The organism is Pantoea sp. At-9b, from assembly GCF_000175935.2.
Classification (GTDB): Bacteria; Pseudomonadota; Gammaproteobacteria; order Enterobacterales; family Enterobacteriaceae; genus Pantoea.
Genome location: NC_014838.1, coordinates 420,581 through 435,821 on the forward strand (window position 1 = coordinate 420,581; position 15,241 = coordinate 435,821).

Annotated in this window: 15 protein-coding genes; 5 read left to right on the forward strand and 10 right to left on the reverse strand. The window is 56.3% G+C overall.

The genetic code is table 11. From position 1 onward, the window contains the following. Positions 1–9 precede the first annotated feature (9 nt). From PAT9B_RS22335 to PAT9B_RS22350, 4 genes are all read right to left on the reverse strand, one after another. Entirely contained in the window at positions 10–1,089 is a 1,080-nt protein-coding gene (locus tag PAT9B_RS22335; RefSeq protein ID WP_013511552.1) for a phosphotriesterase, read from the reverse strand. Positions 1,090–1,092: 3 nt separating this feature from the next. Beyond that, the gene (locus PAT9B_RS22340) at positions 1,093–2,103 is read right to left on the reverse strand and encodes an ABC transporter permease (RefSeq protein ID WP_013511553.1); all 1,011 of its coding nucleotides are present in this window, start codon (positions 2,101–2,103) and stop codon (positions 1,093–1,095) included. Between the two features lie 10 nt (positions 2,104–2,113). Next, the gene (locus PAT9B_RS22345; RefSeq protein ID WP_190274687.1) at positions 2,114–2,860 is read right to left on the reverse strand and encodes an ATP-binding cassette domain-containing protein; all 747 of its coding nucleotides are present in this window, start codon (positions 2,858–2,860) and stop codon (positions 2,114–2,116) included. A 354-nt stretch (positions 2,861–3,214) separates the two neighbouring features. After that, positions 3,215–4,237, reverse strand: a complete 1,023-nt coding sequence (locus PAT9B_RS22350; RefSeq protein ID WP_013511555.1) for a LacI family DNA-binding transcriptional regulator — start codon at positions 4,235–4,237, stop codon at positions 3,215–3,217. Positions 4,238–4,530: 293 nt separating this feature from the next. On the opposite strand from PAT9B_RS22350, the gene PAT9B_RS22355 reads away from it, so the two are divergent. Beyond that, complete coding sequence (locus PAT9B_RS22355) at positions 4,531–5,478, forward strand: substrate-binding domain-containing protein (RefSeq protein WP_041526053.1); 948 nt, start codon at positions 4,531–4,533, stop codon at positions 5,476–5,478. 66 nt (positions 5,479–5,544) lie between these two features. Here the strand turns inward: PAT9B_RS22355 and PAT9B_RS22360 are convergent, their stop codons facing one another. Then, a complete protein-coding gene (locus PAT9B_RS22360) occupies positions 5,545–6,423 on the reverse strand; it encodes a PfkB family carbohydrate kinase (RefSeq protein ID WP_013511557.1) in 879 nt (292 codons plus the stop codon). A gap of 24 nt (positions 6,424–6,447) precedes the next feature. Between PAT9B_RS22360 and PAT9B_RS22365 the strand changes: the two genes are divergently transcribed. After that, the gene (locus PAT9B_RS22365) at positions 6,448–7,290 is read left to right on the forward strand and encodes a BtpA/SgcQ family protein (protein WP_013511558.1); all 843 of its coding nucleotides are present in this window, start codon (positions 6,448–6,450) and stop codon (positions 7,288–7,290) included. 2 nt (positions 7,291–7,292) lie between these two features. Beyond that, positions 7,293–7,934 (forward strand): TenA family protein, encoded by a 642-nt coding sequence (locus PAT9B_RS22370; RefSeq protein ID WP_013511559.1) that lies wholly within the window; start codon positions 7,293–7,295, stop codon positions 7,932–7,934. On the opposite strand, the gene PAT9B_RS22375 is transcribed toward PAT9B_RS22370, so the two are convergent. Beyond that, positions 7,931–8,437 carry a phenolic acid decarboxylase gene (locus PAT9B_RS22375; protein WP_013511560.1) on the reverse strand — a complete coding sequence of 169 codons (507 nt, stop codon included), beginning with the start codon at positions 8,435–8,437 and terminating at the stop codon, positions 7,931–7,933. The two genes, PAT9B_RS22370 and PAT9B_RS22375, sit on opposite strands and share 4 nt — an antisense overlap. Before the next feature lie 99 nt (positions 8,438–8,536). Here PAT9B_RS22375 and PAT9B_RS22380 point away from each other — a divergent pair, with 99 nt between their 5' ends. After that, positions 8,537–9,418 (forward strand): LysR family transcriptional regulator, encoded by an 882-nt coding sequence (locus tag PAT9B_RS22380; RefSeq protein ID WP_013511561.1) that lies wholly within the window; start codon positions 8,537–8,539, stop codon positions 9,416–9,418. Here PAT9B_RS22380 and PAT9B_RS22385 read toward each other — a convergent pair. Beyond that, complete coding sequence (locus PAT9B_RS22385; protein ID WP_013511562.1) at positions 9,410–9,925, reverse strand: GNAT family N-acetyltransferase; 516 nt, start codon at positions 9,923–9,925, stop codon at positions 9,410–9,412. The two genes, PAT9B_RS22380 and PAT9B_RS22385, sit on opposite strands and share 9 nt — an antisense overlap. 98 nt (positions 9,926–10,023) lie before the next feature. Here PAT9B_RS22385 and PAT9B_RS22390 point away from each other — a divergent pair, with 98 nt between their 5' ends. Then, on the forward strand, positions 10,024–10,908 hold the full coding sequence (locus PAT9B_RS22390; protein WP_013511563.1) for a LysR family transcriptional regulator: 885 nt from the start codon (positions 10,024–10,026) through the stop codon (positions 10,906–10,908). A gap of 31 nt (positions 10,909–10,939) precedes the next feature. Here the strand turns inward: PAT9B_RS22390 and PAT9B_RS22395 are convergent, their stop codons facing one another. The 3 genes from PAT9B_RS22395 to PAT9B_RS22405 form a co-directional block, all read right to left on the reverse strand. Beyond that, complete coding sequence (locus PAT9B_RS22395; protein ID WP_013511564.1) at positions 10,940–13,039, reverse strand: FUSC family protein; 2,100 nt, start codon at positions 13,037–13,039, stop codon at positions 10,940–10,942. Between the two features lie 352 nt (positions 13,040–13,391). Continuing rightward, complete coding sequence (locus PAT9B_RS22400) at positions 13,392–14,105, reverse strand: substrate-binding domain-containing protein (protein WP_013511565.1); 714 nt, start codon at positions 14,103–14,105, stop codon at positions 13,392–13,394. Then, on the reverse strand, positions 14,074–15,144 hold the full coding sequence (locus PAT9B_RS22405) for an ABC transporter substrate-binding protein (RefSeq protein ID WP_013511566.1): 1,071 nt from the start codon (positions 15,142–15,144) through the stop codon (positions 14,074–14,076). The genes PAT9B_RS22400 and PAT9B_RS22405 overlap by 32 nt, the downstream gene beginning before the upstream one ends. Positions 15,145–15,241: the final 97 nt, after the last annotated feature.

Genomic DNA, 15,241 nt, shown 5'->3' on the forward strand with positions numbered 1-15,241 from the left:
TTTTCTCCATTACGCGCCAAATACCCGTTGTGGGTTGGCGATCATCAACGTTTCTAACTGCTCGCCGCTGACGCCATGACGGCGTAAGCGCGGTACGAAGTTTTTCAGGATATGGCCGTAGCCGTGGCCGCCGTAGCGGGTCAGCATGGTTTTCAGGAACACATCCTGCGACAGCAAAATCTGCCGGATATAGCCGTCGTCGATCAGGCTGCAAATGGCGCGGGCGTTCTCTTCATCCGAGGGTGATTGCGCCTCTTCATCGGCGTAGTAATACCCCATGCCGATCATGTCGTATTCGAGATACGCACCGCGATCGGCCAGTTCGCGTTGATAGGTTTTGTCGGCGTGACTGGGGTTCATATGACACAACACGGTATGGCGCAGATCGGCCCCTTCTTGTTCAAGGATATCCAGCACCTTGTGGCCCAAACGCGCCCAGCCGGGCAGGTGCACCTCAATCGGCACGCCGGTGGCGGCGCTGGCGCGTCCGGCTGCGCGCAGGGACTTCTCCTCGTCCGCCGTGAAGCGACTGGATACGCCAATTTCACCAATCAATCCGGCCAGCACCTCGGGTTTCTCCGCCATGCCGCCGAGGTCATAGATCAGTTTCTCCGTCAGCTGTTCCACGCTGGTGGTTTTTACCCACTCCGGGTGGGAAGGTTGCAGATACAACCCGGTGCCCATCACGATATTCAGGCCGGTCAGACGCGCGATACGTTGCAGGGCTTTGGGGTCACGGCCAATACCGATATTGGTGGGATCGACCACGGTTTCCCCGCCCAGCGCACGAAACTTCATCAGCTCCTCGATCGCCACCTCGACGTCAAACAGCTGGCAGTTATCGCGACTCATGAGCGGATTCAGCGCCAGTTCTCCCAGATTTTCGATACGTACCGGCATCTCGGCGATATGGCGGTCGCTGCAACAGCAGGGCGGTACCCACTTGCCCGAAGCGTCCAGCAAAATGTGTTCATGCATCAGCGTGACGCCCATCTGATCCAACGGCAACGGGCCGAGGACAGTCATCACATAACCACTCTGCACGCCGAGCGGCAGGGGGTCGGGATGACGGAAAATCGAACCTTTCATCAGCTATCCTTTGGCGGTGGCGCGAGCCGGGTTGAGAATGCGCGTGTTAATCCAGATGGCGAGCAGAATGATCGCGCCAGTGGCGATTTGCGTGTAGAACGGCGAGATATGCGACAGGATCAACCCGTTCTGAATGATGGCGATGGAAAGCGCGCCGAGTAGCGTGCCAATCACCGTGCCAAAACCGCCGAACAGGCTGGTGCTGCCCAGCACCACGGCGGCAATCACCTGCAATTCAAAACCTTCCCCCTGGTTGGAGGAACCGCTACCGAGGCGGGCGGTGATGATCATCCCGGCCAGTGCGGCGGCCATACCGCTGATGATGTACACCCGCATCACCACGGCTTTGGTGTTGATGCCGCTGCGGCGCGCGCCTTCCGCATTCGCGCCGATGGCGGTGACGTAGCGGCCAAAGCGCATATGATTGAGCACCACATGACCGACAATCAGCACCACAATACCTATCAGCGCTGGCATCGGGATGCCAATCACCCAGGCGCGGCCCATGAAGGTGAACGGGCTGTCGCCAGGCACCGGAATTGAATAACCCTGGGTAATTAACAGCGCCACACCGCGCACCACTGCCAGGGTGGCGAGGGTGACGATAAACGCCGGTATCCCTTCATAGGCGATAAAAAAGCCATTGATGGCACCGACCAGCGCGCCCATCGCCAGGCCGCCAACCAGCACGCAATACCATGGCCAACCCCAGCTGTTTAGGGCAATGGCGGATAACGCCCCCACCAGCGCCAGCGTCGACCCGACCGAGAGATCAATACCGCCTGTGGTGATCACCAGCGTCATCGCGGTGGCGACAATCAGCAATGGCGCGCTCTGGCGAATAATGTTGAGCCAGTTGGGGGCGGTGAGAAAATTGCTGGTGATCAGCGAAAACACCACGCAGCAGAAAACAAAAAACAGCGCAATGCTGACCACGCCAGAATGGTTATGCAGCAGGCGTTTGGGCAGCGAATGCTGAATCATGCGTGTACCGGAGAGGTTAACCATACTCATACTCGTTCCCTTAATGGGCGTGGGCAGACGGCGCACTGAACTTCTCACCGACGATCAGGTTGACGATTTCGCTCAGGCTGGTGTCGGCCACCCGACGATCCGCCACGTTGGTGCCTTCGTACATCACCATGATGCGATCGCACACCAGGAACAGATCCTGTAAGCGGTGGGTGATCAGGATGACGCTGACACCACGGGCGCTGACACGTTTGATCAGCGCCAGCACCGCCTCGACTTCCGCCACCGCCAGCGCAGCGGTCGGTTCATCCATGATCAGCACTTTGGGGCCGAAGGCGGCTGCACGGGCAATGGCGATCGCCTGACGCTGTCCACCGGAAAGATTGCGCACCAGCAGCCGGGTATCAGGAATCGAGATCCCCAGGCCTTTGAGCATTTCGCGCGCATCGGCATGCATTTTTTGTTGATCGAGAAAGGGCACGCCCAGCAGGCGCTTCATAGGTTCACGCCCCATAAACAGGTTGCCCGCCACGTCGACCGTGTCGCATAACGACAGATCCTGATAGACCATTTCGATATGGCAACGACGGGCATCGGCCGGGTTGGTGAAGCGCTGTTCCTCGCCATCAATGCGGATCGCACCGCTGGTAGGGACCACCGCGCCGGAAAGCACCTTGGTCAGCGTGGATTTACCGGCACCGTTGTCACCGACCAGCCCCAGCACTTCGCCGGGGGCCAGCTCAAGATTGACGCCACGCAGTGAGCGAATCGAGCCGTAGGTTTTGGTGATATTGACCATCTCAACCCGTGCCGGGGCGGCACGTTGCTGCTGTTGCATCTCAACACTCCCCTTGTAAATCAAACGGAGGCGTTGCATCAGCGGACGTATGACGCGGTAAAGGTTCACATCTTGTAAACCGGTTTACCCGATGCGCGTAATACGTGTCGCTGACCAACGCATGACTTGCAGAGATATTTGTTCGCCATGGGAAAGATAGCAGAGACTGTGCCAGGTGAAAAAATCACCACCAAGATCGCTGTGTAAATCGTTGTTTTACATTGTGAAAAATTTTTATTTATTGAGTAAACCGGTTTACTAAAACAACGGGTGTTTTGCTCAGGATGAGCCAGCAGGGTGCAGAGATGCGCTATTTTAGCGCACGGGATTCACGGGGCTGATAGAGTCACGGGCAATCCATTCGACCGGAAAACGGGCTTCCTGGGTGGCAGGGGGTTCACCGTGGAGGAGCGCCAGCATCTGCTCTACGGCGGCACGTCCCATTTCGCGTGCCGGTTGGCGGATGGTCGAGATGCGCGGTTGGGTGAAATCGGCATAGCTGGCATCATCGAAACCCACCAGCGACAAGGCTTCCGGGGCGCGTAACCCACGTTCACGCAGCCCATCGAGCAGCCCTAACACCAGGTAGTCACTGGCGGCGAACACGGCACTGGGGCGTTGTGTGCTGGCGAAGAAGTGATGCAGCGCCTGTGCACCGAAACTGCGTTCATACTTGCCAAACAATACCCATTCCGGCACCACCGTCAGACCGGCCTGCTGCATGGCGGCGCAGAAACCCTGATAACGTTCACGCACGCTCATCAGGGCATCCGGGCCACCGACAAAGGCGATCTGACGATGACCGGCCGCAATCAACTGTTCGGTTGCCAGTTTGCCCCCCTGGACGTTATCGGCAAACACTTTAGGTACGGTGCTGCCGGGGATGTCTTCGTCGAGCAATACAATCCGCTGCTGGCGCTGCACTTCTTTGCGCAGCAGGCCATTATCCGGGCGGTTGGTGGTAAACAGCAGGCCATCGACCTGGCAGGTATCCAGCCAGCGAATAAACTGGCACTCCTTGTCTGGATTGTTGCGGGTGATGCACAGCACCAGGCTGTAGCCATGCTGTGAGGCGGCTTCTTCGGCGGCATCCGCCAGTTCAGCAAAGAAAGGGTTGGTGATGTCGGGCAGCACCAGGCCGAGGGTTTCGCTGCCACCCTTGCTCAGGCGACGCGCCAGGGAGTTGCCACGATAATCGAGCTGGCGGATCGCATTTTCGATACGTGTGACGGTATCCTGCGGCAGCACCAACGAATGATTAAGATAACGCGACACGGTAGCTTTGGATAAGCCTGCCAGTTGCGCAACATCGGAAAGTAATACGCGTTTTTTTGTCATGAATGCACACCTTTTATCGGCACAGCATTAACACATTTTTGTCTGGCAATGACAGCGTTTTAACGCAAAATATTTGCTTGACTTTCTTTGGTGTTCAGAGAATGTTAATAGCCAGTTTACCCGATGTCGTTTTTCCTTTAGCGCTTTTCACCCGCTCACTGAACGGAGTTCATGACGGAAAAGTAATAAAGGCCGCCCGTGCAGGCAGCAAAGAGATTATTTGCTGTTAAAGATATTTGTCCCGCAAAAAACTTACCCATATGGGGTGCAGACTCTTTTTGACGAGGGCAACGATGATGTTATTTAACACCAGCAAGAAAAACCTGTTTTCCTGTGTTGTGCTTCTCTCTTCATTAATCACCACTTCCGCACTGGCGGCATCAGCCGATTATGCGCTGGTGCAAATCAACCAGCAGGCGCTATTTTTTAACCTGATGAATAAAGGTGCGCAAGAAGCGGCCAAAGCCAGCGGTAAAAATGTCGTTATCTTTAATGCTAACGATAATCCGGTTGCACAGAATGATGCCATTGAAAACTATATTGAGCAGGGCGTGAAAGGCATTATGGTCGATGCCATCGACGTCAATGGCATTATGCCAGCGATTAAAGAAGCGGCAGCAAAAAATATTCCGGTGATTGCTATCGATGCGGTATTACCGGCTGGCCCACAGGCGGCGCAGGTCGGGGTGGATAACGTCGAGGGTGGTAAGATTCTCGGCAAATATTTCCTCGGTTATGTCGACAAAAGCATGGGAGGGAAAGCGCGGGTCGGTGTGGTTGGCGCGTTGAACTCCGCGATCCAAAACGCGCGCCAGAAAGGTTTTGAAGATACGATTAAAAGCAATAAAAACATCAGCGTGGCCGATGTGGTCGATGGCCGCAATATCCAGGATGATGCGATGACCGCAGCGGAAAACCTGATTACCGGCAACCCGGATTTAACCGCCATCTATGCCACCGGGGAACCGGCACTGTTGGGCGCGATTGCTGCGGTGGAGAACCAGGGCCGTCAGAAAGATATTAAGGTGTTTGGCTGGGATTTGACCGCGCGCGCCATCAATGGCATCGACCAGGGCTATGTGGTGGCGGTGCTGCAACAGGACCCGGAAAAAATGGGCGCAGAGGCGGTGAAAGCGTTGAATGCCCTGACTTCAGGCAAAACGGTAGAGAAACAGATCCAGGTTCCGGCAACGGTGGTCACCAAAGAGAACGTGGGCACTTACCGCGCCATGTTTAAATAAGTTCTCAATCGTAGCGGCGCGATTTATCGCGCAGCTTTTTCCTGCATCGCGCACAGAATCGCGCCGTTACGGTTGCGGGATACGAGAAAGAATGGCTTGCAGTTCTGCGCGTGTCGGGAAGGCACGCCAGGTGCCGCGTCGGCTAACGGTAATGGCGGCGGCGGCGGTGGCGTGGCGTAACGCCAGGCTATCCGGCGCAGTCTGGCGCAGCAGGCTGGACGCGAGCAGCACCGCAAGAAAGGTATCACCCGCGCCAGTGGTATCGACGACATCAGCCTGCATAGCAGGCACCCGCCAGCGCTGTTGGTCACGCTGCAATTCTGCACCGCCCGCACCGAGCGTGGTGATCAGACTGCCGTGTGGGGCAAGGCGGGGTTGGAGTAAGGCGGCTTCGCCCTGGTTAACGACCGCGATATCGATCCACGGCCAGCAATCAACAAACGCCGGGCTGACCGGAGAGGGATTGAATACCGTGGTCATGCCACGTGATTTTGCCAGCCGGAACAAGGCCAGCGTGGTTTGCGCGCTGAGATTGCCCTGCTGGAGAAAAATATCGCCGGGTTGCGCGGCGTGTAACCAGTTGCTGACGCGTTCCGGTGTCAGGCTATTTGCCGCAGCGTTGCTGGTCATAATGGCGTTATCGCCTTGAGCGGTGGTGAAAATAACCGAGTTATCACTAAAGGGCACACTGGCACTGGCCGGTAACAACAACAGATTTTCATCACTGGCGCGCTGGCGCAGCCATTCACCTTGTGAATCTTCGCCAGTTGCGGTGATTAATGAGGTGGTGAGACCACAACGGGATAATATCATGGCCTGATTGGCACCTTTGCCACCGACATCGCTATGAACTTTATTTCCCAGTGCGGATTCGCCTTCGGCAGGAAAATGATCAACCTGCCAGAATTCATCAACGGTAATATTACCGCATACGTAGATATGCATGGTTTTCTCGAAAAGGTGATTAAGATGGCAGTTATCTCATCAGAAAAGAGTAATGCAATACAAGAAATATTTTCACGTCAAAAAGCGGTGATTGGTGTTATTCATTGTGACGCTTTCCCGGGCTCACCGAAATATCGCGGTGCTGCGGTGGGTGATATTATTGAGCGTGCGCTGCGTGACGCTGATAATTATCTTACCGGTGGCGTACATGGTTTGATTGTTGAGAATCATGGCGATATTCCATTTTCCAAACCTGAAGACATCGGCCCGGAAACATCGGCACTGATGGCGGTGATTACCGAAAAGATTCGTTGCCGCTTTGGCGTACCGCTCGGTATTAACGTACTGGCCAATGCCGCCATCCCGGCGCTGGCTACGGCACTGGCGGGCGGGGCTGATTTTATCCGCGTTAACCAGTGGGCGAATGCCTATGTCGCCAACGAGGGGTTGATTGAGGGAGCGGCCGCGAAAGCGCTGCGTTATCGCAGCCAGTTACGCGCCGAGCATATCCGGGTCTTCGCTGACAGTCATGTCAAACACGGTAGCCATGCGATTGTCGCCGATCGTTCCATCCCTGAACTCACCCGCGATGTGGAGTTCTTTGAAGCCGATGCGGTGATCGCCACCGGCCAGCGTACCGGTGACAGTGCGACCCTGAGCGAAATCGACGAAATTCGCAGCGCCACCTCGCTGCCTCTGCTGGTGGGGTCAGGCGTGACGCCAGGTAATGTGTGCCAGATCCTCGGTCGTACTCAGGGGGTGATTGTCGCCAGTGCGCTGAAGCGGGACGGCGTGTGGTGGAACGAAGTGGAACTGGCGCGCGTGCAGCATTTTATGAGCATTGCGAAAGCGGCGTTGGGGGAATAACCATGTCATTCACCGACCGCTTATTACAGGAGCATCAGGCGTTGTGGCAGGCGATGCAGCAGCATCGCTTTGTGCTGGATATTGAGCAGGATCAGCTGGATAGCACGGTGTTCAATCGTTACCTGGTGTTCGAAGGCAATTTTGTCGCCACGGCGATCGCCATCTTTGCGCTGGGTATCAGCAAAGCCCCGGATATCCGTCAACAGCGCTGGTTGATCAGCGTGCTGAACGCGTTGGTGGATACGCAGATTGCCTGGTTTGAAGAGGTGTACGCCCGACGCGCTATCGATCCTGCCCGCGTACCCGCAGACCTACCGGGGGTGAAACGCTTCGACGCCGGGATGTTACACACCGCGCAGCAAGGAAGTTATGCCGAGATCATCACCATCATGTTTGGTGCGGAGTGGATGTATTACCACTGGTGCGCGCGGGTGGCACAACAACATCAGCGCGATGCGGATATCCGCCGCTGGGTCGAGCTGCATGCGGAAGAGGCGTTTTACCAACAGGCCAGTTGGTTGAAAGCGGAACTGGATGCCTGTGCGCTGACGTTGTCGGCAAGCGAACAACAGCGACTTTCGTCGCTGTATGCCGCTGTGCTGCGCTGGGAAATTGATTTCCATAGCGCCGCCTATGGTGATTAACCGAGGTTAGCCGGAAAGTCGGCGGGCAACTCGCTCGCCGCACAGGCAATCACGCTCTCGTCATCCGGGCCGCAGTCGCGCACAAAGGTAATGGTGGCAAACTCGTCAATCACGGTAGTGGGATACACCGGTCCCTGTTCGCGATACGCCGCCATTTCACTCAAATGATCGTTCTGGAAACAGACGGTTTTTTCCGGGTTCAGCATCACCCATTGTGGGAAGAAAATGGTGCCGTGGAACACGCGGTCAGCGAGGTTAGCGATCAGGCTGACGTCGGTGCCGGTCGGTTCGGTCCAGGAAATTTTGTACACCTCAGCCGCCACACGCACGATATACGCCTGCTGACCTTTCACCCAACGGTTACCCACCAACCCGCTGTGAATACGGTAATCCAGTGTGGTGGCGTTTTTCACATAGATCTCGTAATTCCAGCCGTTGTCATAGGTATAGACCAGGTGTTTACCGATAAAACCGCTCAAATCGTCTTTATTGAAACTGCGCATTTTTGCTCTCCTTCAGTTGATGCACCTACCATATCGCTGTAAAAATTGAATGAATAACGCTATTTTTGGATAGTTTTCATCGAAAAATTGGATGTATTTATGTTCAGAAGCACGCTGGAGCAATGGGCAATCCTCGATAAAGTGGTCGAGTTGGGGGGATTTAATCAGGCGGCCGAGGCGATGAATCGCAGCCAATCCTCGGTCAGCTACAATCTCTCGCTACTCCAGGATAGGCTCGGGCTGGCGCTGTTGCGCATTGAGGGACGGCGGGCATTGCTCACCGCGCAGGGTGAAACCTTGCTGGCACAGGTACGTCCGCTACTCAATGCATTTCACGCGCTGGAAGCCCGTGCCGCCAGCCTGCATAACGGGGTGCGCACCCAACTGGAGCTGGTGGTGGACAATATCTTTCCGCGTCAGACGTTGTTTCGCGTGTTGCAGCAGTTCCAGCAGCAGTATCCGGCTACCCAAATCCAGCTCACCGAAGTGCTGGAATATGACGATCCGCTCCATCCAGCGGTGCCTGATGCCGATGTGATGGTGATGACGCGGCGTGAGGATGTTTCCGGGCGTGGGCAGTGGCTGATGAACGTCGATTTTCTGGCGGTGATCCATCGCGACCACCCATTGCTGTCCTTGCCGCAGCCGCTGACCGAGTATGATCTGTCGCGCTATCCCCAAATCCGTATCGGTACCTCACGTTCACAGGCACCACACGCGTCGGTGGGGCAATCGGAGCAGTGGTTTTTCTCGACGGTGGATACCGCGATCGAGGCGGTGATGCATCAGGTGGGATACGGCTGGCTGCCGCAGGCGCGTATCGCCGAAGCGCTCCAGCTTGGCGTGCTGCAACCGTTGCCGCTCAATCACGGGGGGCGTCGCAGTACGCCCATGCATCTGATTGTGAAAAAGGAGTTGATTCCGCTGGATGACCAGGTGATTGCGTTGGTCAATCTGTTTACCCATTATTGTTCAGGGTAGCGTGCTGTCACCGGCCCCGAGGGCGCGTTGCATGATCACCGTGTCCAGCCAGCGGCCATGCTTGAAGCCGACCGACTGTAAGGTGCCGGTCACGGTGAAACCGGCGGAGCGGTGCAGGGCGATAGAGGCGCTGTTCTCGCTGTTACCGATCACGCCGACCATCTGGCGGTAGCCGTGTTGCTCGGCCCATTGCAGCGCCTGTGCCAGCAACTGACGGCCAATGCCGCGCCCGGTCAGGCGTGGGTCAATGTACACCGAGTCTTCCAGACTAAAGCGGTAAGCAAAGCGTTCACGCCAGCGCGACAGGTAGCAGTAACCCAGCACGACGCCATCCTCCAATGCCACAAACCACGGCAGTCCGGCGGCGGTGATGTTGTGCAGCCGCGCCAGCAGGGTGGCATCATCCGGTGGATCGGTTTCAAAGGTAGCGCAGCCATGCAGCACATGGTGCGCATAAATCTGTTGGATGCCAGGGATATGTTGTTCTTCTGCCTGCAAAATTTCCATCGTTACCGCTCTCGTTTGTTATCGGCTTTCAGGCTACCCTGTTGGCTTCCGCAATGGCAGCGCGACCTGCTTATCCGCGCTATAAGGAATTTTTAGAGATGGCCAGTCTCAATCTTGATCATCTGGACACTTTCCGGCTGGTGATTAGCCGGGGGAGTTTTTCTGGAGCCGCCGATGCGCTTGGTCTGTCACAACCGGCGGTCAGTCTGCAAATCCGCCAACTGGAACAATCGCTGCAAACTCGCCTGATCGAACGCACCGGGCGCGGGGTACGCGCCACGGCGGCAGGTCTTGCGTTGCTGGAGCATGGCGAACATATTGCCAGCGCTATTGCTGCGGCACTGGCAGCGGTGACGCAACAGGCGGATGAGATCAGCGGCACAGTGATCATCGGTACCGGCGCAACGGCCTGTATTCATCTGCTGCCCCCTTTACTGCAACAACTGCGTCAGCAGCATCCGCAGCTAAAAGTCGATGTGCGAACCGGCAATACCGCCACCATTATACGCGCGGTGGAGGAAAATCAGGTGGATATCGGGTTAGTGACGCTGCCGGTTGCCAGCCAGAGCGTGTACGTCAACGCGCTATGCGATGAACACTTTCGGCTGATTATGGCGCAGGACAGCGCACCGCTTGTCACACCCGCCGCGCTGGCACCAGAGCCACTGATCGTGTTCGAACCGGGTAGTGGTACGCGTGCCGTGATTGATGGCTGGTTTCGCGAGGCCGGGTTACGCGCCACGCCGGTGATGGAGCTGGGGAGCATTGAGGCGATCAAGCGGATGGTGCGGGCTGGGCTGGGATACAGTCTGGTGCCCGCCATGGCGCTGGCGCAGGAGGAGGACCGGGCCGGGTTATGCGTGCTGGCACCACAACCGGCTTTGCAGCGCACATTGGGCACCGTTATGCGGCAGGACCGCATCGTCAGTCGCGGCATGACGGCAGTGCTGGAGGTCTTGCGTAAGACATGTACAGGTCCGTAGCGGCGCGATTTATCGCGCGATGTTTCAGCGGTTAACGCAGGGGCAGACGGTACATCTTTTGCTGCATCAACTCCGCCTGGCGGCTGTTCATTACCGGCCACGCCTGTTGCGGGAACAAATACAGACGCACGCTGGCGAGATGGAACAGCGGTGTCAGCAGGCTCTCATCCCACATCGCCAGCCGTTCCAGCATCAGCAGCAGGGTATCGATTTCATCCAGCAGGTCCGGGTGCGGCGGCGTCTGTAACGATTTCAGGCGACGTTTCAGAAACAGCCCCAGTTCATGAAACATCTGTCCGCTATCCAGCTGATATTTTGCCAGCAGATCCTTGTGGCGCGCGTAGTAGTCAAAACTGTTCACCCCCAACCACACTTCGGTCAGCAACATGCCCGCTGCGGTCATATCCGGCTGCGGGTCAAGGCGCAGACGAGGCAGCACCACGTTGAGCTTATCCAGCATCAGGCCGATATAGCGCTGCCTGCCCAGCAGGGAAGAACCATTTCGCTCCGTCTCCTTGATAAAGCGCAGCAGTTCGCGCAAACCGATACGCACGGCACGACGCGCGGTCCAGGACGGGCGTTTGTTGCGCATAATCGCCGTCAGGATCACCGCAAACAGTACCCCAGTCATGGAGGCGATGGCGGTGTTAAACAGCGCCACCAGATCGGGGCGCAAATGATGGCCCAGGCCGATAAAGCCGGGGATCTGGATGGCCACGCTCAGGCCGATCATATTGGTGGTGGGGCGGGCGATCATCAGTCCCAGCAGAATCAATCCGGGAGCCAGACAAATCATCAGTGCTTCAAACGAGGTGGCCTGCGGCAGCAGAATCGCCACATACACCACGCTGATGATGATGGCGACGATCACGCCACGCACAAACAACTTCATTGAGGTGAGCGGCGTATCGAGGCTGGCGAAAAAGGAGCTGAGGATCGCGGCCATCACGGGCGCGGAGGCACCATCACGCCAGCCGGTTGCCATCCACAGCAGGCAGGAACCGAAGGTGGCGCAAAACGCGGTCAACGCAGAGAGGCGGATCAGGCCCTTGTCGTAGAAACGGTGGGTGCGTTTGCCGCGTGCCAGTGAGGTGTCACCGGACAGATCGCTGACCAGTCCTCCCACGCTTTGATATGCCCCGGCAATGCGCACAAAATCCGTCAATCTTTCCACTACTCCGGTCAGCAACAGGCAGGATTCGGTGGGTAATTCCCCCAGACGCCAGGCCTGATTCAGTTCAGTCTGGCAGGCCGCCAGGGTTTGCTGAATTTCATGGGTCTCACCCACTGCTTCACCATCATGCAACCACAGCAAAAACTGACGAAAGGTTTGGGCCACATTTTCCGGGAAGCTGATGTGCAGCTCAGACAAACGTTGCAGGCGTATCTCAATAGCGATCAGCGTCGGAATCAGATAAGAAAGATGCTGGTATTGCACGCTGACCAGACGAATCAACTGGCGGGCGGCATTCCCTTCATAAACGCAGTGGGTGATCAGAATCTCCACCTGCTGCGGGTTGGTGGCCATGCGGATCAGAATGTCATCGCGCTCCGGCGATTTGGCCGTCGCGATCCCGGAGAGCAAGTCACCGCACAGCTTGCGCGCATTGAGATACCACTGGCTGACACTCTGTTCCAGCAGGCTGCGCATCGAGACCGGGAACAGCAATCCATGCACCAGGCTGCTACAGACGATACCGAGGGTAATCTCCTCAATACGTGATAACACCGTGCTGGTAATCCCCAGCGGGGTAGTCACTTCCGGGAAACCCATGATGGCGGCGCTGTAACCGGCCAGCATAAAGACGTAGCTTTTGGGCGTGCGGTCGTGCAGCGACAGATAGAGACAGACGCTAACCCATAGCGAGACACACAGGCTGAACAACAAAGGATGTTCGACCGTGATCGGAAAGATAAAAAAGATAAACACCGCACCCAGCAACGTGCCCAGCAGACGGAACACCGATTTGGAGATGGTGGAGGCGGAATAGAGTTGTGACGAGACAAACACGGTGGTCAGTGCCCAGGCCGGTTTATCCAGATTCAGTTCCAGTGCGAAGTACAATGCCAGAAAGGCAGCCAGACAGGTTTTGACAGCAAAAAAAACGGCGTTTTTTGAAAACCACTGCATGACAGTAATAAGACCAGGAGACGCTAAGTGCGGCGTATCCTGCCAGAATATAAAAACCGCTCACCTCGATAAATACGACAAATTGTTTCGTAATAAAAAAAGATGTTTTTACAAGGTGATCAATTGAGGGCTAATTATTAAATTTCCCTTATGCGGGAAGTAGCACTAACGCCAGGGAAATTGCGTAATTTGCTGCTATTTTGTCCATGTTGCAGCCTTTATGGGGTTTTAGTCGCCATCGGCCATCAGTACAGTAAATGTGATCTGGATCATGTTTTGCGGGATAACCCCGGTCAGCGTGAAATCACCATAAAATAATTTCGCGCTGACTGAGGCATTTCCCTGCGCCAGATCAAGCCATGAATGGCAAAAATCCGTATTGGCTGAAAATCTGTTGTGCGACAGACGATTGCAGAAATTCAGCCAGCGGCTGTGCTGTCGGCTGACAAAGCGCCCAGGCGTATTCGGCCTGAATGTTATACGGCTGCGGAATGGCGAAGATGTGCAGATCAGGGAAAACGGCCAGACGCGGCGCATAACTGGCGTAACCAATAAACATATCCGCATGATCCTGTGCCAACAACCATCGTGCCGCCAGCTCGCCCGCCGGAAGGTTCAGGCTATCTGGCCCACCGACCAGGCAGCGGGCCTTACTCTCCAGTATGCGGCCAAGGCCAGCATGGCGTTGTTCAATGGCCGCGAACAATTGCCAGGTATAGTCGCCGGAGGGATCGCTATGTGGGGTGGAGGTGGCGAGCCGCAGGTCAGGGCGGGTCAGTACGGTTAGCCAATCTTCTTTCGGCCTGATCCGATCGCGTTTGACGGTCAGGCACAGGCTGTTGGCGGCAAAGCGGCCCACTTGCTGCGCCAGCCCGAGCTGAAGCAAATTTTCCGCATGGGCGGTGTTCGCCGAGGCGAACAGGTCACAGCTTTCCCCGCAGGCGATACGCGCACGCAGCAGACCCGCCGGGCCAAAACCGGTATCGACCGGCGCACCGTATGCCGCCATCAACGCAGGCCACACGGGCCGCAGGCTACCGGCTGCCAGTACGCGCAGCGTTGTCATGATAAGATGTCCGGTAAAATTGTTGATACCAACGATCGGCTTTTTGCTGCATATCAATGTCGCGGAATTTTTCCGGATAAAGTTTCTTCGCCATCCACAATTCCCCCAGCCCGATGGCTTCCGGCATCGGATAACCCCAGGCTTTGGCATATTCTGGCATTAGCCAGACACGATGGTTTTTCACCGCATCGATGGTCTGCCATTGCGCGCTGTGGGTGATCTCATCCACTACCTGCGGGTAGCGGTCCTGCACAAAAATCACCTGCGGATTCCAGGCAATCACCTGCTCCATGCTCACCTGTTTAAAACCCTGAATCGTCGCGGCGGCGACATTTAACGCCCCGGCATGTGCCATCATCAGCCCGGTATATTTTCCGGCACCGTAGGTGGTGAGATCCGGGTTGGCCATATAGGCGCGTACCCGTTGTTGTTCAGGCACGGAACGCAAACGATCGGTCACCAACTGACGACCGGCGAACGCGGCAGCAATCAGAGCTTTGGCCTGCGCCTGTTTGTTGACCACCTCACCAATCAGCGTGATGCCTTCGCGAATGCCCTGATTATAGGCCTGCTCCTCATCCTGCATGGCGGGATTGATTTTCCCCTGTTGACCGACATCGTCATGGCGCAGCGAGATGGCGATCACCGGAATGCCCAGCGCGGAAATTTTATCGATCATCTCCTTTGGCGCGTAGTTAGTGACAAAAACCACCTGCGGATGCAGCGCCACCAGGCTCTCCGCATCGACATGGGTGAGATCGCCGAGCATCGCTTTGTGGTTCAGCGCGGGCACCAGCGTGGCGTAGCCATCGCCGAGTTGTTGTTTCCAGTTAGCGAGAATACCGACGATTTTGTCGGTGGCATTGAGCTGGACCAATAAATTAAGGGTTTGATGCTGCAACACCACGACGCGATCGACCTGATCAGGAAGGGTAACCTGACGGCCAAGCTGGTCGGTGACCACCCGGCTGGCAAACGTGTGCAAAGAGGTAAGCAGTAGTACACCCGCTAAGGCGTAACGGTAAAAAGGGCGGTTCATAATAGCTCCTGGTATCGATATGCACAGGAGTATATAGCGCTGGGGGAGGTGGGATATATAGCATTGCCCTTTTAATTTTTATCGATATATAATAATT

Excerpts from the sequence above, each read along its gene's own strand:
- PAT9B_RS22335 (WP_013511552.1), bottom strand. The coding sequence starts at position 1,089 with ATGAAAGGTTCGATTTTCCGTCATCCCGACCCCCTGCCGCTCGGCGTG.
- PAT9B_RS22340 (WP_013511553.1), bottom strand. The coding sequence starts at position 2,103 with ATGAGTATGGTTAACCTCTCCGGTACACGCATGATTCAGCATTCGCTG.
- PAT9B_RS22345 (WP_190274687.1), bottom strand. The coding sequence starts at position 2,860 with ATGGTCAATATCACCAAAACCTACGGCTCGATTCGCTCACTGCGTGGC.
- PAT9B_RS22350 (WP_013511555.1), bottom strand. The coding sequence starts at position 4,237 with ATGACAAAAAAACGCGTATTACTTTCCGATGTTGCGCAACTGGCAGGC.
- PAT9B_RS22355 (WP_041526053.1), top strand. The coding sequence starts at position 4,531 with ATGATGTTATTTAACACCAGCAAGAAAAACCTGTTTTCCTGTGTTGTG.
- PAT9B_RS22360 (WP_013511557.1), bottom strand. The coding sequence starts at position 6,423 with ATGCATATCTACGTATGCGGTAATATTACCGTTGATGAATTCTGGCAG.
- PAT9B_RS22365 (WP_013511558.1), top strand. The coding sequence starts at position 6,448 with ATGGCAGTTATCTCATCAGAAAAGAGTAATGCAATACAAGAAATATTT.
- PAT9B_RS22370 (WP_013511559.1), top strand. The coding sequence starts at position 7,293 with ATGTCATTCACCGACCGCTTATTACAGGAGCATCAGGCGTTGTGGCAG.
- PAT9B_RS22375 (WP_013511560.1), bottom strand. The coding sequence starts at position 8,437 with ATGCGCAGTTTCAATAAAGACGATTTGAGCGGTTTTATCGGTAAACAC.
- PAT9B_RS22380 (WP_013511561.1), top strand. The coding sequence starts at position 8,537 with ATGTTCAGAAGCACGCTGGAGCAATGGGCAATCCTCGATAAAGTGGTC.
- PAT9B_RS22385 (WP_013511562.1), bottom strand. The coding sequence starts at position 9,925 with ATGGAAATTTTGCAGGCAGAAGAACAACATATCCCTGGCATCCAACAG.
- PAT9B_RS22390 (WP_013511563.1), top strand. The coding sequence starts at position 10,024 with ATGGCCAGTCTCAATCTTGATCATCTGGACACTTTCCGGCTGGTGATT.
- PAT9B_RS22395 (WP_013511564.1), bottom strand. The coding sequence starts at position 13,039 with ATGCAGTGGTTTTCAAAAAACGCCGTTTTTTTTGCTGTCAAAACCTGT.
- PAT9B_RS22400 (WP_013511565.1), bottom strand. The coding sequence starts at position 14,105 with ATGACAACGCTGCGCGTACTGGCAGCCGGTAGCCTGCGGCCCGTGTGG.
- PAT9B_RS22405 (WP_013511566.1), bottom strand. The coding sequence starts at position 15,144 with ATGAACCGCCCTTTTTACCGTTACGCCTTAGCGGGTGTACTACTGCTT.